At 50.9% G+C, this 22,141-nt stretch carries 15 protein-coding genes, 1 rRNA gene and 1 riboswitch; of the genes, 6 read left to right on the top strand and 10 right to left on the bottom strand.

What is annotated here, in order from left to right; all coding sequences use genetic code 11:
• Positions 1-74, bottom strand: a 16S ribosomal RNA gene (locus tag BUF15_RS20485); the annotation flags it as partial.
• Between the two features lie 590 nt (positions 75-664).
• On the opposite strand from BUF15_RS20485, the gene selA reads away from it, so the two are divergent.
• The 4 genes from selA (at position 665) to BUF15_RS20460 (ending at position 6,159) form a co-directional block, all read left to right on the top strand.
• On the top strand, positions 665-2,086 hold the full coding sequence (gene selA, locus BUF15_RS20475; RefSeq protein WP_073615579.1) for an L-seryl-tRNA(Sec) selenium transferase: 1,422 nt from the start codon (positions 665-667) through the stop codon (positions 2,084-2,086).
• Positions 2,079-4,265 (top strand): tetratricopeptide repeat protein, encoded by a 2,187-nt coding sequence (locus BUF15_RS20470; protein ID WP_073615578.1) that lies wholly within the window; start codon positions 2,079-2,081, stop codon positions 4,263-4,265. The genes selA and BUF15_RS20470 overlap by 8 nt, the downstream gene beginning before the upstream one ends.
• A 25-nt stretch (positions 4,266-4,290) precedes the next feature.
• Entirely contained in the window at positions 4,291-4,974 is a 684-nt protein-coding gene (locus tag BUF15_RS20465) for an LOG family protein (RefSeq protein ID WP_073615577.1), read from the top strand.
• Between the two features lie 102 nt (positions 4,975-5,076).
• Positions 5,077-6,159 carry a type IV pilus twitching motility protein PilT gene (locus tag BUF15_RS20460; RefSeq protein ID WP_073615576.1) on the top strand — a complete coding sequence of 361 codons (1,083 nt, stop codon included), beginning with the start codon at positions 5,077-5,079 and terminating at the stop codon, positions 6,157-6,159.
• A 179-nt stretch (positions 6,160-6,338) separates the two neighbouring features.
• Here the strand turns inward: BUF15_RS20460 and BUF15_RS20455 are convergent, their stop codons facing one another.
• Positions 6,339-8,885, bottom strand: a complete 2,547-nt coding sequence (locus BUF15_RS20455; RefSeq protein WP_073615575.1) for a DNA internalization-related competence protein ComEC/Rec2 — start codon at positions 8,883-8,885, stop codon at positions 6,339-6,341.
• Between the two features lies 1 nt (position 8,886).
• The gene (locus tag BUF15_RS20450; RefSeq protein WP_073615574.1) at positions 8,887-10,158 is read right to left on the bottom strand and encodes a 3-deoxy-D-manno-octulosonic acid transferase; all 1,272 of its coding nucleotides are present in this window, start codon (positions 10,156-10,158) and stop codon (positions 8,887-8,889) included.
• 142 nt (positions 10,159-10,300) lie between these two features.
• On the opposite strand from BUF15_RS20450, the gene BUF15_RS20445 reads away from it, so the two are divergent.
• Positions 10,301-11,050, top strand: coding sequence for a 16S rRNA (uracil(1498)-N(3))-methyltransferase (locus tag BUF15_RS20445; protein ID WP_073615573.1), 750 nt, complete (start codon positions 10,301-10,303; stop codon positions 11,048-11,050).
• A gap of 17 nt (positions 11,051-11,067) precedes the next feature.
• Here BUF15_RS20445 and uvrC read toward each other — a convergent pair whose 3' ends face one another.
• Entirely contained in the window at positions 11,068-12,879 is a 1,812-nt protein-coding gene (gene uvrC, locus BUF15_RS20440; RefSeq protein ID WP_073615572.1) for an excinuclease ABC subunit UvrC, read from the bottom strand.
• Positions 12,880-13,064: 185 nt separating this feature from the next.
• A riboswitch (cobalamin riboswitch) is annotated at positions 13,065-13,280 on the top strand.
• Positions 13,281-13,382: 102 nt separating this feature from the next.
• Here uvrC and thiC point away from each other — a divergent pair.
• A complete protein-coding gene (gene thiC, locus BUF15_RS20435; RefSeq protein ID WP_073615571.1) occupies positions 13,383-14,717 on the top strand; it encodes a phosphomethylpyrimidine synthase ThiC in 1,335 nt (444 codons plus the stop codon).
• Positions 14,718-14,726: 9 nt separating this feature from the next.
• Here thiC and BUF15_RS20430 read toward each other — a convergent pair whose 3' ends face one another.
• The 6 genes from BUF15_RS20430 to BUF15_RS20405 form a co-directional block, all read right to left on the bottom strand.
• Entirely contained in the window at positions 14,727-16,325 is a 1,599-nt protein-coding gene (locus BUF15_RS20430) for an ABC transporter ATP-binding protein (RefSeq protein WP_073615570.1), read from the bottom strand.
• Positions 16,326-16,329: 4 nt separating this feature from the next.
• Positions 16,330-16,608: an acylphosphatase gene (locus BUF15_RS20425; RefSeq protein WP_073615587.1), complete on the bottom strand. Its 279-nt coding sequence runs from the start codon at positions 16,606-16,608 to the stop codon at positions 16,330-16,332.
• Between the two features lie 134 nt (positions 16,609-16,742).
• A complete protein-coding gene (locus BUF15_RS20420; protein ID WP_073615569.1) occupies positions 16,743-17,939 on the bottom strand; it encodes a diguanylate cyclase in 1,197 nt (398 codons plus the stop codon).
• 242 nt (positions 17,940-18,181) lie between these two features.
• A complete protein-coding gene (locus BUF15_RS20415) occupies positions 18,182-18,406 on the bottom strand; it encodes a MoaD/ThiS family protein (protein ID WP_073615568.1) in 225 nt (74 codons plus the stop codon).
• A complete protein-coding gene (locus BUF15_RS20410; RefSeq protein ID WP_073615567.1) occupies positions 18,406-20,133 on the bottom strand; it encodes an aldehyde ferredoxin oxidoreductase family protein in 1,728 nt (575 codons plus the stop codon). Before BUF15_RS20410 ends, BUF15_RS20415 begins: the two co-directional genes overlap by 1 nt.
• An 83-nt stretch (positions 20,134-20,216) precedes the next feature.
• On the bottom strand, positions 20,217-22,139 hold the full coding sequence (locus tag BUF15_RS20405) for a molybdopterin biosynthesis protein (protein ID WP_234981235.1): 1,923 nt from the start codon (positions 22,137-22,139) through the stop codon (positions 20,217-20,219).
• Between the last annotated feature and the right edge of the window lie 2 nt (positions 22,140-22,141).

Below are 22,141 nucleotides of genomic sequence, written 5' to 3'. Positions count from 1 at the left end.
CGTTCGCGTTCGACTTGCATGTGTTAAGCACGCCGCCAGCGTTCGTTCTGAGCCAGGATCAAACTCTCCAGTTTGATATCCTAGACCATCCGTAAGGATGGTTTCTTATATAGTGCTTAATTATATAAGAGCTCCTTTGAATTTCAAAGTTGCCCTTAGCGAGATGTATCTCGCGTTGGGCCCGTTTGCTGTACGTGTTGTTATTCAGTTTTCAAGGATCGTTCTCAGTTTTGCACGAAGCAAAACCGCGCGGCACAAGGTCCGCGGCGAGCTGGTGAACATAAACTGTAAAATCGTTGATGTCAACAGCTTTTTTTTCTTGCTGCCGGGCTTTCCTTTCGGCACCCGACGGCGCGACATCTTACTGGGCTCAACTCAATCTGTCAAGCTTGTTGTATGTCTTTTTTTTCCTTGCTGCAATCGAGTTGCTGATCGGGCAAGGAAGGCGGCAAAGTACTGGATCAGGGTGCACCTGTCAACAGATACTTTTCGTAAAAGCTAAAAAAATAGAGTATCAGAAAGAGGAGAATGCTCATCGCATTATAAGTGAGTGAAAATGTTTGCGAAGAACTTCTCTTCCGCATACTTTCCTTCGTACATGCATTCTTTTTAACATCTGATTAAGATCATCATATTCGAAAAAACAACGGTAATCAAGGGGCCTATGGAAAGTCAAAACGAGTTGCTTCGCTCTCTGCCCAAAATAGATGAGTGTATATTATGGCTCGAATCAGTAATGGATGAATATGTACCGCACCGAATAATCAAGGAATGTGTTCAGAAGGTAATTGACCGTGAGAGGAAATCCATACTTGCCGGTGAAAAACAGCATTTGGTCATAAAGAGCCGAGGCGATTGGGAAAAGCTTTTTATTCAATCTATTCGAAAAAAAATGACAGCTAATTTCAGGCGAGTCATCAATGGTACCGGTGTTATCGTGCATACCAATCTCGGCAGGTCTTTACTGCCTGATGCGGCTCTCGAAGCTCTTGGCATGGTTGGTGGCTATTACTCGAATCTGGAGTTTGACCTGGAAACTGGTAGGCGAGGAAGTCGCTATAGTCTTGTGGAAGACTTGATTTGTGAATTGACAGGTGCAGAATCTGCAATTGTGGTTAACAATAACGCAGCTGCAGTACTTCTTGTACTTGATACACTCGCCAAGGGCACTGAAGTAATAGTTTCCCGGGGGCAATTAGTCGAGATTGGCGGCTCTTTTCGAATCCCCGACGTTATGGCTAAAAGTGGGGCAGATTTAGTTGAGGTTGGGGCCACCAACCGAACACATCTGCATGACTACGAGCAGGCGATTACTGAAAGGACGTCGATGCTGCTGAAGGTTCATACTTCAAATTTTCGGATGATAGGCTTTACCTCTGAGGTTTCTGGAGAAGATTTGTCAGCGCTTGCTAAAAAACACGGGTTGGTAACCATGGAGGATCTTGGCAGCGGTAGCCTTCTTGATCTTTCCCCATATGGGCTTGAAAAAGAACCCACTGTTCAGGAGGCAGTGAAAGCCGGCATTGATGTAGTAACCTTTAGTGGAGATAAACTCTTAGGGGGGCCTCAGGCAGGAGTCATTGTCGGGAGCCGAGAAGTAATCGGTAAGGTCAAGAAGAATCCTTTGAACCGGGCACTTCGAATCGACAAGTTCACCCTGGCAGCACTGGAAACAATCCTGAGATACTATTATGACACCAATAATGCTCTGGAAAGCATCCCCACTTTGAAAATGTTGACCGAACACCCCGACATTATAAAGGAACGCGCAGAAGCGATAACCGGAAAAATCAGGAATGACCTCTCTGGACAGTGTGATGTTACTATCGGTGCGACAGTGTCAAAGGTGGGAGGGGGAGCGATGCCTGAGTGTAAACTTGCCAGCTGGGCCGTTGAACTGCAGCCGAAAACCATGAGTATCAGCATGATGGAAAAGAGCTTTCGTCAGCTCCGGATGCCGATTATCGGTAGGGTTGAAAGTGAAAAGTTTCTTCTTGATGCTCGTACAATTCAGGATCGTGAGATATCTGAACTCGCAGACCTGATTAGAGATTTTTTCCGCACGGATGTTATTGAAAATGCTTGAGTCGTTTCCCTTTGGACGTATTCCTGATCACCTTGAAGAAGAGGATTTCACTCTTTTTGCCAATGGTTATCGTCAGCTCGTTTTAGCCAGGATTCCATCGTCTGGACTTGTACATTTTGTTCTTGGTGGGCCTTTGCCGAAGTTGAGCACGGATCCGCGTATCGACGCCGCAATATCGGCGCAAGTAGAATCAATGAAACAAGGAGAAATCACGACGAGCAAATTAGGAACAACGATATTACTGTCGTTTCCAGTAAAAAAGGAACAGTTTCTTGTTATTGCTGTCAGCCAAGTCGATCCAATGATAGCTGAGTTGGGCACATTAGATTGGCTGGAGGACATTCGTGAGAGTTTGTTGCGAGAGTTTCACGTGCTGAAAAACTCTTATCGGGACCTGGAGACAGGTTTATTGAACAGTTCCCATTTCTGGGACGTGCTTGAAAAGTCTAAGGGGTGTGATTCCGGTGTAATTCTCGTCCAGTTGCCTTCACGCGGGCGCCTTCCCAGGGACAGTTACCAGAATGGTCAGCGTGCAGCCACGGCGCTGGTGGGTTTTACCGACAGTCGGTTGCTAGTTCACCATCTTGGGCAAAGTGTTTTCGGAATCTTGGGTGCGAAGGAGGATCTCGGTTCAGTTGAACGGTTTTCTTCAGGCCTTGTGCAGCATCTAAAACGGGAGGGTTTTTTCAGGGTACATGTTGGATCCAGCAGCAAGAGTGCTGCAGATGTTGCCCCGCCATCAATGCTCGATGAGGCATGGACAGCCTTGCAGGTTGCCGCTAAGCGAGGGCCATTCAGTTTTTGTGACTACAGTTTTCTGGCTAATGCCGACACGCATCCGTTGCGTCCCGTCAATTCTGAACTAACCGAAAAATACCTACAGCTCAGTAAGAAAGATGCGGCATTTTGTCTGCTTTATCTTAGCAGCCCCCGGGATGCTGAAGAATTGACATTCATGCAGAGTCTGGTCGATTTACCCTCACAAGCGACAATTCTTGGCATTGATCGGGGGTGTCTCATTTATATATCAGGTGCTGACAGCGCTTCCGGGTTTATGGTCGCTGAGGATCTGTTGCGAATGCTTGCGGATGCTGCAGATGGGCAGGGTGCTTATGCAGGGATCAGCAGCTATCCCTATCAGGGTTTTTCCAAAGCAGAGGCCTTGCTGAATGCTCGCAAGGCACTATTGCATGCCGAATTCTTTGGACCAGGTCATGCCGTGCAATTTGACGCAGTCAGTCTGAATGTGAGCGGTGATATTCATTTTAGCGATGGTGATCTCGCGGGTGCCTTGCGTGAGTATCGCCGTGGTCTTGAGTGTGCGCCCGAGGATGTGAACCTGTTAAACAGCCTTGGGGTGACTTACGCTCTGCTCAATAAAAACAATCTGGCCAAAAACGCTTTTGAAAGGGTCATTGCTATCGACTCGAACAATTTTATGGCTCTCTACAACCTGGGGCTTGGCGCGAAATTACAGGGAGATCTGTTGGGAGCCCTGCAACTGTTCGAACGTGCCTATCGTGGATGTTCAGTCGATGATGATAAAGATTTTTGTCGCGAAGTTGAGGTCCAGCTCGGCAAACTCTATTGTCGTTCGGGTAGGTATCCTGAGAGTTTGCAATTCTTTCAAAGCTGGTCTGAGAAGGTCGGCGAACGGCAGCAGCGGCGGATTCTCAAATATTTAGGGGAAGCGCATTTGGGTAATGGTGATCCGATAGAAGCTATGGGATTTCTGCAGCGCGCCCTTCAGCAGAATGCTTTTGATCATGATGCCCTCAGCCTTCTTGGCTCAGCAATCTGGCAAGCTCATGAGGGGGATGATATTGCTCTTTCGCTCTGCCGCAAAAGCGTTGATCTTGCACCGGATAATCCAATTTTACGGTTTCGGCTTGCTCGTATTCAGCAACATCTCGGGCAATATGCTGAGGCACTTGAAAGTCTGGCTAACTGTAGGGGGCGAAGTGTTGATCAAACAGAAGTACAGCTTTTAAAGGCCAGTGTTTATATGAAATTAAATCGCCCGGACAGGGCGCGCTTCTGGGCTCGTAAGGTCCAGAAACAGTCTGTGGCAAAAAGTGAAACGAGTGGGCGAGCCCAGGCTCTGCTCGATGCTCTTGATCAGGCAAAATTGTCTCGAAATCTCAGTCGAGAGTCAGGGGCTGCAACCTTAGGACGATGACCAAGCCAACAATTAGGATATAACCATGGCATTGAATGAACGGAGAAGAATACGGCGTGAACCGAAGTATGTGCTGGATAATACCGTTGTCGGCGATTCCTGGCGGATGTTTAGAATCATGGCGGAATTTGTTGATGGCTTCGATGCGATGTCAGCAGTGGATATCCCGGCAGTAACCATATACGGTTCAGCCAGAACGCCTGTTGAGCACGAGTATTATCAGCTTGCTGAAAAAATTGCGGGTGAGCTTGCCAGGGCGGGAATGGCGGTAATTACCGGTGGCGGTCCAGGTATTATGGAAGCGGCCAACAAGGGGGCTGCGGAGGCGGGAGGTGTCTCAATCGGTCTCAACATCAGCCTTCCCCATGAGCAGACACCGAATCCTTACAGTAATTTCCCTTTACATTTCAAATACTTTTTCGTAAGAAAAGTAATGTTTATGAAGTATTCCATGGCATTTATCTGCATGCCTGGCGGTTTTGGTTCATTAGACGAGCTGTTTGAAGCGCTTACACTGATCCAGACCCAGCGGATCAAGCCTTTTCCAATTGTTTTGGTTGGAAGTGACTTTTGGTCTGGACTTGTTGACTGGATACGGGATAAACTTTTGTCCAGTGGCAATATTAGTCCAGAGGATATTTCGCTGTTACAGGTACTTGATGATGCTGATGAGGTTGTGGATTATATACGTAAGTCGGTAGTAATCTGATAAATCGCCGGGTACGAATCTGTACGTGCCTTCTGGTGTTGTTTGGCTGGCAGATTGCGATGCCGGTTATAGGGCGGGATTTTAGCTGAATAAGGAAATAACATGGCTCAGATAGACGCGTTTTTTAAATTGATGAACGATGAGGGCGCCTCGGATCTCCATATGGTGTCTGGACAGCAGCCTGTACTCCGTATCCGCGGCGATATGGAGCGAGTGAAGTTCAAGAAGATGGAAAACGATGAGCTGCGCGGGATGCTCTATGAAATCTGTCCGGAGGAGAAGATTAAGGATTTCGAAGAGACCGGAGATATCGATTTTGGCTATGAAATTCCTGGCCTGGCTCGTTACCGTTGCAACTTTTTTCAGCAAAAATATGGGGTAGGCGCAGTTTTTCGTGAGATTCCCAGCGAAATCATGACCTGCGAACAACTTGGACTGCCTCCGGTTATTGCCCGGCTTGCCTATTTGCCGAAAGGGTTGGTGCTGGTGACAGGCCCTACCGGTTCCGGTAAGTCGACCACGCTTGCGGCTATCGTTGATGAATGCAACAAGAACAGGAAAGACCATATCCTGACAATTGAAGACCCGATCGAATTTGTGCATCGTAGTCAGAAGGCATTGATTAACCATCGTGAGGTGGGGACGCACACCAAGAGTTTTGCCGCTGCCTTGCGTGGAGCTCTTCGTGAGGATCCCGACATTATCATGGTGGGTGAGATGCGTGATCTGGAAACGATTTCTCTTGCAATGGAAGCTGCCATGACTGGTCACCTGGTTTTCGGCACGCTCCACACTATAAATGCAATGAAGACGGTGGATCGTATTATCGAGATCTTTCCGGCGAACCAGCAGGGGCAGGTGCGTTCAACCCTGGCAGACGCCCTGAGAGCAGTTGTTTCTCAGACGTTGTTCAAGCGCGTTGATGTGAAAGGCCGTTGTGCAGCGCTGGAGATAATGATTGCCACTCCGGCTGTCCGTAACCTGATTCGTGAAGGCAAGACCTTCCAATTGCTCTCTGTTATGCAGACCGGCAAGAAGTACGGTATGCAGACCTTGGATGACGCAATCCTTCACTATCTGGACAAAAAGATGATTAGTCCGGATGACGCCTACTCAAACTGCGTTGAAAAGGCCAAATTTGCCAAATACCTGCGCAAACCACCCACCGACTTTACCGAAGTCTGATGGACTCGTAAGAAAAGCCCGATCTACTTCGTTGTAGGGCTTCCACGGTAATTTGCTTGCCGTAGCATAGTTACTGCCGAATTGGCGTGGAAGGCTCAAAGCTCGTACATCGAACTATTTCCAGAGTCCATCTGTCGGCAAAACGTAATCCTTACGAGATCATTACGTCTAGCCTCTTGTCATTCTTTTCGTACCGTTATCCGCTCTGTTGTCTGCCACGTATCGTGACGACGACGGAGCGGATTTTTTTGTAAATCCTTCAACATGGCTATTTCTGTCGTTTGCTCTTTCAGCTCCAGCCTGATGGACCCTTTCTCGGAGGTTTCCAACAAGGGAATTTGCCTGATTGTGCAGTACTCCCTTAACTGCTCCGAGGGGAAAAGAGTTTTGCGTGATCTGCCCGCGGAGACGATGATAGTCTGTGGAGCCACCTGCTCAAGAAACTCTGGTGAGTTGGAAGAACTCGAGCCATGATGGGCCGCGAGCAGGATGTCGCTGCTCAATGTTTTCCCCATAGCTATCAGCCCTTTCTCTGTGTTGCTGTCGATGTCGCCTGGGAACAGCAATCGGGTATTTCCTCGCTGTAATGAGATGACAAGGCCTTCGTTATTGCCGCCGCCATATTCGAGACCTGTATTGGCAAGACAGATGACGGAAGTCTCTCCCGCTTGAAGTATGTCTCCTGAATACGCCTGGTTGACCTTCACGCCTTGTCGTCGTGCCATTTTGATCAGTTCTTCATACTGCTTGTTTCCACTTGAATAATTACTGATAAATAGCTGTTGTACCGAAAAATGTTCAAGAAGGAAGGGGACCCCATTCGTGTGGTCGCCGTCTGGGTGGGTAAGAACGATGGTTTCAAGTTTTGTGATGCCACTGTCCCATAGAAAAGGCGCTATAATCCGCTGTCCCACAGTTTCACGACTGAAGGCGGAGCCGCCTCCGTCGATAAGCATATGGGTATTGTCAGGAAAACGGATCAGGGTGGCGCTGCCTTGTCCTACATCCAGAAAATTAACAGCGGCTGTTTTGCTGTTGCTGATCAAGTGAGGTGAAACGGGGAAGATCAGTAAGGCAAGCAGGAGGATGTAAAGGCAGGCAGAGAGGTGGCGGCGGAACAGCTTGATGTTTAATCCTTGACTCAACAGCATCAAGGACAACGCGCAGTAATAGAGGATAACCAGGAAAACTGCTGGTCGCGGGAGCCAGAGGCTTGTTTTGGGTACCATCTGGATAAGCTCGGCGAAAGAGACAGCCAGATGTAAGCCACCGCTTCCAATCGTGAGGAGAGCAGTGGCAATGGTCGGTACAAAACCAATAAATGGTAGAGCGAGAAAGCCAAAAGGAAGAGCCCACAGGCAGATGAGAGGCTCCATGACGAGATTTGCAATGGGTCCAGCCAGCGGCAGACGATGAAAATGGTAGATAACAATGGGAGCAGTTCCAAGGACTGCAGCAGTTGAGGCGAAGAGGGCACTCAAAGCCCAATTTCTAAGACTCGCTGCAACCTGCCGGAAAGTCATAGGGCCTTTGTCAAGCTGATTGTGAATAAGAGGTTGGATGACTGGCATGATGAGGGCGATCGAAATAAACGCAGCGAAAGAGAGCTGGAAGGAGACGGTGAAAAGTGTCTGTGGTGACGAGGCAAGAATGAGGAGTGCGCCAAAGGCGATGAGCGATGAGAGGGTGCGGGTTCGGTCGTTGCAAAACGCGAAGATAAAGACCATGCTCATAATGCAGGCCCGAATTACCGGTGTATTGCTACCGGCAAGAAGGGTGTAGCCGAGAAGTAGCGGCAGGCAAATGAGTCCGGTCACCTTTTTTACATTGGTGTGAAGCAGCAACCATTCGGAACGCCGTAACAGCCAGTAGAGAAGGCTAAAGAGAAGTGCGCCGATGATAGTCAAATGAATACCGGAAATTGCCAGAATATGCATTGTGCCGCTTGCCTTGAAATACTCAAGTGTCGTATCGGGCAGGCGGGAACGATCGCCGAGGAGAATGGCCCGGTATAATCCGGCGATTTCATGATCGGTATGATCGTCAAGAAACTCGCCGACAGAGTTTCGCATTATCTCAGGAATATATCTGATATTCTGCAATAATGTGGTCGTGTCTGCAATAGCGTGCAGCTGGGCTGTTGAGCGGGAAAAAGCGGTGACCCAGATATTTTGGCGAGCCAATTCTGCGGGATAATCGAAAACGCCGGGGACGCCATAGGCTGCAGGGCGTTGCATGATAGCTCTGATTGCCAGCAGTGTGCCGGGGCGGTACTCTTGCGGCCAAGGGGCGGGGATTCGTAGCAGGATAGTTCCGATCGCAGGCTGATGCGGGAGATCAGTTCCGATTCGGATAGATTGCAGGTTGATCTTGGCTTGGCTGGTTGTGCCGTCAAAGCTTGGCATGGTGAGCAGCCGACCAACGGCCACGATATCGCGCTGTTGGTCGATCAAATTATAGATGTGATGTGGTTCATTTGGTTCCTGGCTGCTGATCGTGCCAGCTGTGATTCCGGCAATGAAGAAAAGTAAAATCGTTGTCAAATAGCCGGAAAGATCTGCTGCCTTGAGATAGCAGATAGGTAGAACGAGACCGGTAAGAATGGCGAACGCAAAAGTTACGTTGAGTGGAAGGTCCGCCAGGGAACCCGTCAAAATTCCAGCGGCAAACGCGACGACAAGGAAAGGGAGAAAGTTGTTGCTGATAAACTGCTGAACACTTTTCACGTTATTTCAAAAGGGAGGCTATCATATCTAGATGGCGGGCGACAACGCCTTGTCGGGAAACAATGACCTCACGTGCAGCGCTTCCCAGTTGCTGGCGCAGGGAGCTGTCATTGACCAGGTCGTTTAGGGCGGTCGTCAGTTCGTGCACGTCGGCAACCGTTCTACCGCCTCCGTGCGAGACAAGATCTTGAGCGATTTCCTGGAAATCTTCCATATGCGGGCCAAAGAGCACAGGTAAGCCCATTCTGGCAGGTTCGACAGGGTTGTGGCCTCCAGCCGCAACGAGGCTGCCACCAGTGAAAGCGATATCGCTGTGGCGATAGAGGTCGGCCAGTTCGCCAATGGTATCCACAAGCAGATAGTCGTTGGGGATCAAGGTTTTGTCTGTCCGTTTTATGCCGTTGAGGTTGAGACTCTGTCCGAGTTTAAGTATCTCATTTGCTCGTTCGGGTTTCCGAGGGACAATGATGAGATAGAGTTCCGGATGATCTTGACGAATATGCTGATAGGCGGAGAACAGCGATTCCTCTTCACCGGGGTGGGTGGAGCCGGCAATAAAGAGCAATTTATCATTCGGCAGGAGCAGGGTGATGTCAGAGGCCGAAGAGGTCTGATATGGCAGGTCGTATTTCAGGTTGCCGAGGGTCTGCAATTTCTGAGGAGCTATGCCAAGTAACTCGAACTTTGCTTTTTCCTCTTCAGCCTGTAGGCAGATACGGTCAAAACGGCGAAACATCGGCAGGAAGAACCAGGAATGTTTTTTATAGGCTGAAAAGGATTTCTGTGATATACGCCCGTTGACGAGCAGTGCGGGGATGTCGTGACGGTGGAGAGAGGCCATCAAATTGGGCCAGAAATCTGTTTCCACAAGGATAAAGATATCCGGGCGGAGGGCTTGCAGGTACAGCTCTATCACTGGCAGCAGGTCGAGAGGCGAGGCAAGGATATGATCCGCAGTCGATTCCAGCAGGGTGTGAGCGACTTTTTCTCCGGTTGCGGTGGAGGCTGTGACGATTATCCGGCTGTCCGGGTATTGGTTCCGAATGCCGGTAATGAGTGGTACGGCTGAAGTAACTTCGCCTACCGAGAGGGCGTGAACCCAGAAGGTTCTCTTCGTGTTGTCTTTTGCACGCACTATATTTGTCAGCTCGCGACCAAGACGAGCCGAAATCCTGGTGCGGTATTTGGCCTTTGCCGCAACCATGACGAGCAGCGCCGGCCAGAAGAGAAGTAAAGCGGCAAATTGGGCTATATTGTAAAAGAATATGAGCAAACGATAAACCTCCTGAGGTGATGGCGGAACTTACCACACGGTGTATGATAAAAAAAGAGTGTGAAGTGTAGGAAATGGTGAAAGTGTACCACTTGGAGTTAATACATATCATACAGTTACAGAACCGACGCGGAAATCGTCTATGAATATATTACTGGCTGAAGCGGATGAGATAGTCGACGGATGTCTCATTCTGACTGATAGACGTGCCGAACATATCGTCAAGGTCCTACGAGCGGATGTTGGCGACACCGTGAGGGTCGGGGTGGTCAATGGTTCAAAAGGCAGTGGTGTAATTGAGGCGATAACGCCGAAGCATCCACGTTCGGTCCGTTTGCGGATACGTTTGCAGGAAACTGCTCATGTTATGCCGCCCATAGACCTCATCCTGGCGCTTGCTCGGCCCATCATGATGCGGCGGATATTGAGCCAAGCCACCGCGCTTGGGGTTGGCAGATTCTATTGTATTCACGCCAACCGGGTGGAGAAAAGTTTCTGGGAAGCCTCCCTGCTTGATCCTGATGGGTACGGCGAGCATCTGCAGCAAGGACTCGAACAGGCGGTTGATACCCGTATGCCCGAAGTGCATTTTTTTCGGCGGTTCAAGCCGTTTGTCGAGGATTTTCTGCCAACCATCGACAGCGAATATCATAGAAAGATCATCGCCCATCCTGATGGCAATCAGACTCTGGGGCAGGTGATGACCGGTGTCCAGGGGCGGGTGCTGCTGGCCATTGGTCCGGAAGGTGGTTGGGTAGAGTATGAAGTCGACAAGTTTGGAGATGCCGGCTTTGTCAATTGCTCTCTGGGTGAGCGGATTCTCAAGGTAGATACCGCCGTGGTAGCACTGCATGCCAGGATCAGTCAACTGCTTGAATTAGAGAAGAGGTGACGTGAAAGTCGGTGCCCTTAATCCTGTTCGGGCTGAAAGTGCTCGTAGATCTGGCGGGCCAGGTCTGGGCCGATGCCTTCCACTTCAGAGAGTTGATCGAGTGAAGCGAGACGCACCTGTTTGAGGCTGCCAAAATGTTTAAGCAGCCGTTTTTTTCTCTCTCCACCAATGCCTGGAATGCGGTCAAGTTCTGAGTGGAAGGAGGCACTGTTGCGAAGTTTGCGGTGAAAGGTCACTCCGAAGCGGTGAGACTCGTCACGGATGCGCATCAGGTAGAGCAGTACCGGGTTGTGGGCAGGTAAGAGTATCGGATTTTTCCGGCCTGGCTTAAATAGTTTTTCACCTTCCTCTTCGCGCTCTTTGGCGATGCCTATCCAATCAAGTTGCTCACGGATACCGAGTTCGTCGGCAACGCCCAGGGCCATGTTCAGCTGGCCTTTGCCTCCATCAACCACAAAGAGATCGGGCAGATCGTTTTCCTCGAGTCCACGGCTCAGGCGGCGCAGCAGTACTTCCCGCATCATCGAGTAGTCATCTGGGCCTACAACCGTGCGGATTTTATAATGCCTGAACCGATTGCTGGCCGGTTCTCCCTTTTCAAAAGAGACCAGTGAACCTACTGCCTGTTGGCCGCTGATATTGGAGATGTCCAAACACTCAATGCGCTCAGGAGAGCGGGCAAGCTGCAATTTTTTTTGCATCGTGAGGGCGAGTGACTCCCAGGATTTCCGCTTCTTTTCTTTTTCGGCAAAGACCTGTTCACTGTTGGATCTGGCCATGGCCAATAGTTGCATTTTGTCGCCTCGCTGCGGGACCTGCAGGGTGACCCGTGCTTTTCGTATATCCGTGAGGCTTTCCTCCAGAAGTGCCATGTCGTCAGGCTCGAAAGGCAGCAGAATTTCTTTTGGCAGATAGCTGTCCTGATCGTAGAATTGATTAAGGGCCTGAGCCAAAATGAGCTGGTCTTCCCCGTAGGGGTCGTCGAAAAAGAAGGTGCGGCTGCCGCTGATCAAGCCATCGCGGATAAAAAGCAGGGCAATGGCCACTGCTGTGCCCTGTCGGCTGAATCCGAAAACGTCCTGGTCGTTGAGCTGCTGGCTGGCAACTACCTGCTTTTCAAGTGTGCGGTTGAGGGCGTTTATCTGGTCGCGCAAAAGTGCTGCCTGCTCGAAATCAAGGTCTGTTGCAGCCGCCTGCATCTGGGTGGTGAGGCGCTTGACCAGATCTCTGTTGCGACCTTCAAGAATCATGGTCACGCTGCTTACATGTTCGCTGTAGAGTTGGGCGTCGGCTTGTCCAGTGCAGGGTGCAAGACATTTTCCCATCTGGTGATTGAGGCAGGGTCGCTTTCGCGGCCGGAGGATGCCACCTTTGCATTTCCGTAAAGGAAAAAGGGCGGCAATCAATTTCAGGGTGGCCCACATCGCCGATGAGGATGAGTAGGGCCCAAAGTAGCGGGCACCGTCTTTTTTTCGTTTCCTGGCCATCATGACCCGTGGCCATTCCTCCTGGACTGTTACCTTGATGAGCGGGTAGTTTTTATCGTCGCGAAGGATGATATTGTATTTCGGCTTATGCTTCTTGATAAGGGAGGCTTCGAGAATCAGAGCCTCTTTTTCGGTGCGGGTCAGGATGGTGTCGACCTTGGCCACATAGCTCAGCATTATCCTGGTCTTGCTATACTCGGCTCCGTTGTGGCGGGCATAGGAGGAAAGGCGCTTGAATAGATCTTTAGCTTTACCGACATAGAGGACGGTCGATTTTTTATCGAGCATCAGATAGACGCCGGGTGCATGGGGGACTGAGCTGAGGAAATTTTCGGGAAACATGAAACGGTATGACCTCCAGGTGTAGCGGTCCTGGCTTTGTTAAGGCTTGTCAGCTAGACAAATTTGCTGGTGATGTCGGGCGCTGCATATTACTGTATATCGCTTTCGGTGTCATCTCAATCGGTGTCACGTTCAAAGTGACTTTACATAAGGAAATGTTTCGGTTAGGTTCTTGCCGCATGATAGATTGATAGACTCGTTCAGGTGCCCCTTTGTTGATGAATACAACCGAGGAGTGAAAAGGGAATACGGTGAAAATCCGTAACGTTGGGCCGGCGCTGTGTGCGGGGACGACGACTGCAGTATGCCACTGCCGGAATAGAAGAAAAAAATTCTGGTGGGAAGGCGCAGTCGGAGAGTGATCCGCGAGTCAGAAGACCTGCCTGAATGAGATAACGACTTGTTTGTCCAGAAAAAGTCCATGTTGCCGGATAGCCGGCGGCGTGGACTTTTTTTATGCCCGGGGGCAACGTAATACACTGCTTTTCAGGAGAACAGACGTCATGAAAACCCAACTGGAACTTGCACGCGAAGGAATTATCACTCCCCAGATGAAGAAGGCGGCAATTGATGAAGGCGTGGCCGAAACGTTGATCCGCGACGGTATTGCCTATGGTCACATTGTTCTGCCTTGTAGCCCAAGTCGGCCAAATCAGAATGTCGTGGCTATTGGCAGGGGACTGCGCACGAAGGTGAATGCCTCGATTGGTACTTCGTCGGATATCAATTCTATTGAACTTGAGATAAAGAAAGCAAAGGCGGCAGAAGAAGAGAAGGCTGATACCCTGATGGAACTCTCCACCGGCGGAGACCTCAATGCTATCCGTCAGGCTGTATTGGCTGAATGCAATCTTCCTGTTGGTAATGTGCCACTGTATCAGGCTTTTTCTGAGGCGGCAAAAAAATATCGCAATCCGAATAAGCTGGATAGTGAGTACCTGTTCGAGCTGATTGAGCGCCAGCTGGCCGACGGTATTTCTTTTATGGCAATCCATTGCGGAATCAATCGGTTTTCTATAGAGCGGTTGCGCAAGCAGGGGTTTCGCTATGGTGGCCTGGTCTCCAAAGGCGGCACGTTTATGGTTTCCTGGATGGAATATAACCAGAAGGAGAACCCGCTCTATGAACAGTTTGATCGGGTCTGTGCCCTGATGAAAAAATATGATGCGGTACTGTCGCTTGGTAATGGCATTCGCGCCGGAGCAATTCATGACAGCCATGACCGGGCCCAGATGGCTGAGATGATTATCAACTGCGAGCTCGCTGAACTTGGGCGAGAGATGGGCTGCCAGATGATGGTTGAAGGTCCCGGTCACGTGCCGCTTGATGAGATTGCCGGTAATATCATGCTGGAAAAAGCGATGAGCGGCGGCGCCCCCTACTATGTGCTTGGGCCGCTGCCTGCTGATTCCGGTGCCGGTTATGATCATATCACCGCGGCTATTGGTGCGGCTCACTCGGCGCATCATGGTGCCGATTTGATATGCTATATTACCCCAGCCGAGCATCTGGCACTGCCCAACGAGCAGGATGTGCGTGAAGGGGTTCGGGCTACTCGATTGGCTGCAAGAATTGGTGACATCGCCAAGTATCCAGAACGCCGTGAGCAGGAAAAAAGGGTGGCCTTGGCCCGGCGTGACAGTGCCTGGGAAGATCATTTCAAACTGCTCATGTTTCCTGAGCAGGCAAGAGCGATTCGTAAAGAGCGTACTCCTGAAAATGAGAGGACCTGCACCATGTGTGGCGATTTTTGTGCAAATGAGAGAGGCTATGCACTCTTTAAGGACGATATTCGCGGCGATCGCTGTCGGAAAGTTGAGGCGATTATTGAAGAGTGATGTGTAAGCCTATAATGCAGCGTTAAAAAGCGCTTGAGTGTACTCCTGCACGGGAGCGGCGAAAACCTCCTGTGCAGGCCCCGTCTCAACGATCCTGCCATCCTTCATTACGGCCACATAGTCCGAAATGGCCCGTACCACCCGCAGGTCATGGGAAATAAAGAGATAGCTCATATTGTATCGCTGTTGCAGATCGATGAGCAGCTTGATGATCTGGGCCTGGATGGTCACATCGAGGGCCGAGGTTGGCTCGTCGAGAATGAGAAGTTTTGGTTTAAGAATAATCGCACGGGCGATGGCGATACGTTGACGTTGGCCGCCGGAAAACTCATGGGGATAGCGCCAGGCCATTTCCGGTTCCAGGCCAACCTCTTTCAGTGCGCCAAAAACCATTTCGTCCCGTTCCTCACTGGTGGCATGCGAGAAGTGAATAGACAACCCTTCCTCAATGATCTGGTAGACTGAGAGACGAGGAGAGAGAGAGGAAAAAGGGTCCTGAAACACCACCTGGATATTGCTGCGCAAAGGCCGCATCTGACGGTTGGAGAGTTGTTGCAGGTCAATCCCCTCAAACCGGATCTGGCCACTGCTGTGGACGAGCTTGGCAATACTCATGGCAAGAGTGGTTTTGCCTGATCCCGATTCGCCGATAATGCCGCAGGTCATGCCTTGCTGCAAGGTGAGATGGGCGTCATCAACTGCAGCGATAATACGTTTCCTGCGCTTAAAGGGACTGACCCAGCCAGTCTGCAGTTGAAAGTGGCAGTTGAGGTTTCTGGTCTCCAACAGCAACGGGCCGGGCTCTTTAGGGGTCGGGCTGCCCGAAGGGATCGAGGACATGAGATGACGGGTGTAGGGATGTTGCGGGTTGTTCATGATCGTGTCGCAGTCGCCGGACTCGACGATGGCTCCATCTTTCATAATATGCACCGAGTCGGCAACCTTTCTTACCAGGGTCAGGTCGTGGGAAATAAGGAGAACGGCCATGCCGAACTCCTCTCGCAGATCCTGCATCAAGTCGAGAATCTGGGATTGGATAGTGACATCAAGGGCAGTGGTCGGTTCATCGGCAATGAGTAGTTTTGGGCGACAGGCGAGTGCCATGGCAATCATGATACGCTGTCGCTGCCCGCCGGAAAGCTGATGTGGATAGACTTTCAGTCGTGCTTCCGGTTCCTGGATCCCGGTTCGTTCAAGAAGACGGATTGCTTCTCGTCTCGCTTCATCATGCGTCATGGACTGGTGGAGCACGAGTGGCTCTATCATCTGGTTGCCTACCGTGAATACCGGGTTCAACGAGGACATGGGCTCCTGGAAAATCATGGCGATGTCATTGCCGCGAATGGTGCGCATTTTCTCTAGGGGTAGTGTCAGGAGGTCCTGACCGGCAAAGAGGATGGACCCAGTAGTGCGGACGGTGCTACTTTCTTCAAGGAGCCGGAGAATGGAGAGGGCCGTGACCGATTTGCCAGAGCCTGATTCGCCAACCAGGGCAACGGTCTGGCCGATGTCTGCACAAAGTGTTACACCGGAGAGGGCGTGGTTGCTGGCTTCGGCGGATTCGTTGCTTTCGAACCAGAGGCTGAGGTCATGTATTTTAAGCAGCATTATGTCAGGCTTTATAACGGATCTCGAATCGCGGAAGTTTTTCGGTGGGTAGAATTTCCTCGACCTGGAGAGCTGTAACAACCGATCGTGGTGAGCCTGTCTGCAGCCACTCCACCAGGCTGTCCAATTGATGAACGGTGCCAGATGCGACTAGTTCCACCGATCCTTCAGGACGGTTTCTTACCCAACCTTTCAAGTTGAGGCGTTCTGCTTCCCGTTGGGTGTAGTCGCGAAAAAAGACACCCTGAACCCTGCCTTCGACAATGATATGGACTGTTTTCATGGAACGACCTCGGTGTGAGGCTGAGCTTTTGGTGCAAACCTGGTTGGATTTAAAAGTACAATGTACCACCGGAACTGACATGCAGCAGTAGATTTTTTCCAGATTTTTGTTGGTACGGTTGAATCTATGAAAGTTTAATGACTCAGAGGTTCGGCATGAGGCGTTTGGTGAGGTGCTAGCGTATAATCTTTTAAGAAGTTTGCAATGTGGTTGCTCGCTTCTTTTGCCATCTCCTTGAAGGAGAAACTGAGTCCGATGTTGAAGCGTTGGTTCGTTATCTCTTCGACGCGGACGACCTTACCAAGAAGCAGTAATTTGTCATCGTGCCCGTTCACTGCAATACTCATCTCGTGCATGGAGCCGAGTGGCAGGAGGGTATCGTTTTCCAGAAGGATGCCGCCCAGGCCAATATCTTTGCTTTCCGCCGAAAAAACATGATGATCCTCGAACCCAAGTTCTTTTATGAGGATGGGACGGTTGATCTTCACTCGCAAAAAACGTCGTTGCTCTTCCCGGAATTGAGAAATAGTGTTTTTTCCTGATCCTTTTGCAAGATAGACTGCGCTGTCGGCCATAAAAAGCAGGTCTTTGGCGTTGAGCGAATTAAGTGGGTAAGATGCAAGTCCTCCGCTGATGGTCAGCTGAAAGGTGTTGTCGTTTATAGTTATAGAGAGTTCTTCGATTTTGCAGCGAATCCGTTCAGCAAGAATTGCGGCGTCGACGCAAGCTGTATTTGGCATGAGCAGGACGAACTCTTCGCCGCCATAGCGAACGGCTATGTCGCTTTCACGCTTGTTGTTGCGAATCACTTCAGCGACCCGTTGCAAGGCATAGTCACCGGCAAGATGGCCGAAATTATCATTGATATCCTTGAAGTCGTCGATATCAAGAAACAGTATCGACAAGTCGTTGGTGTAACGTCGAGCGAGGGCTATTTGTTGTTCGTAGGTTTCGTCGAAGTATGGGCGGTTATAAAGTCCGGTAAGGTTGTCAAGGATGGTGCCGCTGACTGCCCGCTCGAAAGCGCCAGCGTCAACAACATAGGATTTGTGCAGATGATTCGTGAACGACTGTAGGTAGTCAGCGATGGCGGTGGTGAGGGTTATGTTTCTGCCGAGCTGCTGGATCATCTGCAAGCGATGATTTTGGACATCGAACCAATACTTTTTTGCGACCTTGGGTGGCAGGTCGATGCTGGTGAGCGTGGTGAAAATTATCGGGCAGACCACGTCCCCGTGATCTTTGATCAGCATATTCAGCTGATCGATAAAGTCCTCATCGTTCTTGGCAGTTGACCTGCGGTCGATGATTGCTGCTCGTATGGTTTCCATATGCCCACTTCCTTCGGCAAAAGGCTTTATTGCACTATAGCATGTTTCCATTTTATCAGAAGAATGTTGTTAGGCGCAATGCTTGAGTAAAAAGTAATACAGGGTAAAGTCAGTAGCTATTAAAATAACCAATAATACAAGAGACAAAAGGACTAAATAAAAAAACCGGCTACAGTTTTGAGAAAACTGTAGCCGGGGCTGGCAGAAATGTTGGTTTATTCAGGTATTTCAGGCCTGAGTTCTCAGCCGCCGCCTACCACGGGGAAGATGGCCAGAATGTCGGCTTCGCGTAGCTCGGTTTCAAAGGTGCAGTGTCTTGAATTGATCATTAGCACCCCAACCTCTTCCCGGTCAATACCCAGGCCGTCGACAACTTCGCCGACCTGGGTGTTTACTGGAAGGTCTTTTATCTCCTCCCTGAATCGGTTGTCCCGGAAGTAGGCAAAAAGTTTGACTTTAACTTGCATTAGAAATTCCAGAAGGTGTCAATCTCCTCGCCGGTAAAGTCAAAGACCACATTGTGCGGCGGTACCGGCTCGGTGTAGAAAAACTCCGGCAAACGATCATCAAGATTTGTAAAGCCTGCTTTTTCGTTAAAACCCCTCTCGGTTTTTAGAATATGTTTGCCGAGATTGGTGACGTCGTCAGCGGTGAGGTTGATGCCAAAACGAGCGTTGATCAAGTCGATCAGTGCAGGTAAACATTCGGCGTTGTCCAGGGCGGCAAAGGCGATGAACAGGCACATGCCTGTGGAGTCAATGGCTGCTGTGGCGATCTGCAGATTCCGGGAAAGTTCGACCTGGCCTTCTTTGCTCAGTGGGTCGCAGGAGCCGCCGACGTTGAGAATGTTGGTGGCAATGGTGTACCCCATGGTGTGATCGGCACCCTGTGTGGAGGTAGCATAGGTGATGCCAATACCTTTGATAGCGCGCGGGTCATAGGCTGGGATAGCCTGGTTTTTGACTACCGGTACTCTGGTGAGGCCATAGGTTTTACCGACAGAGCCGGCACCGTTCCCGATGATGCGGCCGAGTGCGGTACCCTTGCCGATTTCCTCTTTTAGAATGCGGCAAACACCGGCGCCGTCTCCAAATTCGAGAACACCTGCTTCCATGGCAACACCAAATGCTACCGAGGTCTCGATGCTGTCGATGCCGATATCATCCATTATTTGGTCGGCCTCTGCTATATGATCAAGGTTGTCCACGCAGCAGTCGGCGCCCATGGCCCAGATTGACTCATACTCAAAGCCGGAGGTGAGCTTGTTGCCCTTGGCATCATTATAGACTTGAGAGCACTGGATAACACAGCCTGCGTGGCAGTTGTGTTTTACCTTGCCACCGCGTTCCTTGATAGTGTCGTGCATGGTTTCGCCGGAAATCTTCTCGTGGCCGTCAAATTGGCCCTGGGTGAAGTTTCTGGTTGGCAGACCACCGGATTCGTTGATGATATTTACAAGGACGTTGGTGCCGTACTGGCCAAGAGCCTGGCTGACCGGATGATCGACCAGCGCTTTGGCGAATCGTCTGTTGGCATCCTTGAACGCATCGGGATTGGCGATTTCCACCTTACCATCACCTGGGTCGATGGAGATGAACTTGACATGCTTCGATCCCATAACAGCACCGAGACCGCCACGACCGTTGGAGCGGATGCCGCCATCAGGGTCCATGACCGAGATGTTGGCAGAAGACATCTTCATCTCGCCGGCTGGGCCGATGGCGATGATGCCACGTTTCCCGTCAAACCTTTTGCTGAGGGTGTCAACTACAGCAAAGTTGCCTTTGCCGATAAGCTCGGACTCTTCGCTGATACTTGCGCCATCCTGGTTGATCGAGATGCTGTACCACGTATCGCCTTGAGGCTGGCCTTCGATAATGAGGGCCTTGCAGCCACAACGAGCGAGCAGCTGAGCAGAAGTGCCACCGGCGTTGGCTTCTTTGATGGTGCCCGTCAGTGGACTTTTGGCGCCGACAGACAGGCGGCCTGAGTTGGCTGCGACAGTGCCGGAGAGGAGGCCGGGGGCGAACACCAGCTTGTTTTTCGGTCCGAGCGGATTGCAGGTCGGATCGACTTCGGCAGCAACAATGGTTGAGGTGAGACCGCGTCCACCATGGCCGGCCCAGGCGGCCGGAACGTCTTCAACACTGGTTGTGAGGGTATTCAGGTTCACCCGGAAAATTCTGTCTTTCATGTGTGTCCTCCTGTTTGATTGGGTTCTGCTTTTCGTCTTCTGAGCAGTCCGGTGCGTGCTTAGCAGCCGCCGCCTGTCATTGGTCAGTTTTGTTGATACATGATTTGGCCTATGTCTCGAAGGTCATAGCCTCCGAGAGCTAAAATCTTCTGGTGAAACATTGTGTTGGTACGAATGAGTTCAAGTACTTTTATGACTTTTGGATCTTTTATAAATAGAGCCGGAATAATGAGGTCGTAGCGTTCCTCGGTGACCGGGACGAAGTCGAGGCCAAGTGCCATGGCGGCTGCCCGGATACCCATTCCGGCGTCAGCGCTGCCACTCGCCACGGCAGCAGCGACGCTCATGTGAGTGTATTCTTCATGGTCGTAGCCAGCTAATTGCTCAGGGGGGATGCCAAGATCTCCCATAACTTTATCGGTTAACAGGCGTGTGCCTGCGCCGCCCTGACGGTTGATGAACATCAGATTTCTGTTCACCATGTCAGAAAAACCTGAAATATTATGAGGATTTCCTTTGGCGAGCATCAGCCCTTGTTCCCGGTAGCAGAGGTTGATTAACTGAAGTGGAACGTTGGGGAGCAGCCGTTTGATAAACGGGATGTTGTATTCACCGGTCGCCTCGTCGAGCAAATGGCAGCCGGCCATATGCGCTTCATTACGGCGGATGGCCATGATGCCGCCCATTGACCCAACATGCGCCGAAGAAATACGAGTAAACGGCTTTTCGCGGTGGAGCTGGTTGGCCATCAGGTCAAGGATGTTGTCATGGCTGCCAATAAAGACAAGGGTTGCATCGACCTCGGCCTTTGGCCGAAGCAGTTCTATGGAGACCTTCTCTCCGGCCCCGACACCTTCATTGCCGGCGGGAATGGTGAGCAGGCCGTCGCCTCGGACTAACGACATAACTGCGCCTGCGCCCTTGCCGGCGGGAGTAGCCATGAGTGTCTGACCCACTCTTCCAAGGGTGATACGAACAAACTCGTCAACACCCATGGCGGAATGGACAGGGCGCGACATCGTCGCTTCGATATGGCCATGCTGGTCGAGGTCGTGGTTGAGGAGTTTGGCAAGCATCTCTTTGACAAAGATGCGCATAGTAAGCACAGCAGAGACCGGGTAACCTGGCAAGCCGACAACCGGGGTGTTGTCGATGATGGCAAGAATGACAGGCTTTCCGGGTTTTATAGCAACTCCATGAACTATTACATCACCTATTTCGGCGAGTACCGAGGCGCTGTAATCCCGAGTTCCGGCTGAGGCTCCGGCATTCAATACTACAAGATCGTTTTCAGCTGCAGCCTTTTTAAGAGCAGCTCGTAACAGGTCGGGATCGTCCTGTACGGGTTTATGTCGATGGGCATCTGCTCCCCAGTCCTGTAGGTAGCCGGCTAAAATTCGGGAGTTGAACTCGATTATCTCGCCGGGTTTTGGGGCTGCATCTGGTTGGATAAGCTCACTGCCGGTGGGAATAACTGTTGCCTTCGGCTTTCGCTGCACAGGAATGGTGGTAACACCTGTAGCCAGCATGGCACCTTGGTCGATAGGTCGGATGCGATGACCTTCTGGCAGGATGAGCTCGGTGGCGACGATATCTTCTCCAATTGTCCGGATGTGCTGCCAGGGGGTTGCCGGCATATGCAGCTGAGCACCGCCGTTATCGAGGAAGTGGACATCCTCAATCATCACAACGGCATTAAATCCTTCAGGGATGGCGTTACCGGTATTGACCTGTTGGAATTTTTCCGGGGGAAGTATTACCGGCGAGGCTTCACTGGCTGCGGCGAGGTCTGCGAAGTTCACACTGATGCCGTCCATGGCGGAGGCATTATGGGCCGGTGATGAGCGATGGGCGAAGATGGGTTCAGCTGTAATACGACCGAGACAGTCATCAACTGAGACGGTTTCGGTGAGAACTTTTGTATAAAAGCCACAGGCAGATAGGGCTGAATGCCATTTCTTGCGGGCCTCTGCGAGCGGAGTATTTTTAACGTAAATATTGCGCATGG

Origin of the sequence: Desulfopila aestuarii DSM 18488 (assembly GCF_900143695.1) — a bacterium.
In the GTDB taxonomy this organism is placed as follows: Bacteria; Desulfobacterota; Desulfobulbia; order Desulfobulbales; family Desulfocapsaceae; genus Desulfopila; species Desulfopila aestuarii.
This window is presented reverse-complemented; position numbering and strand designations above follow the sequence as displayed.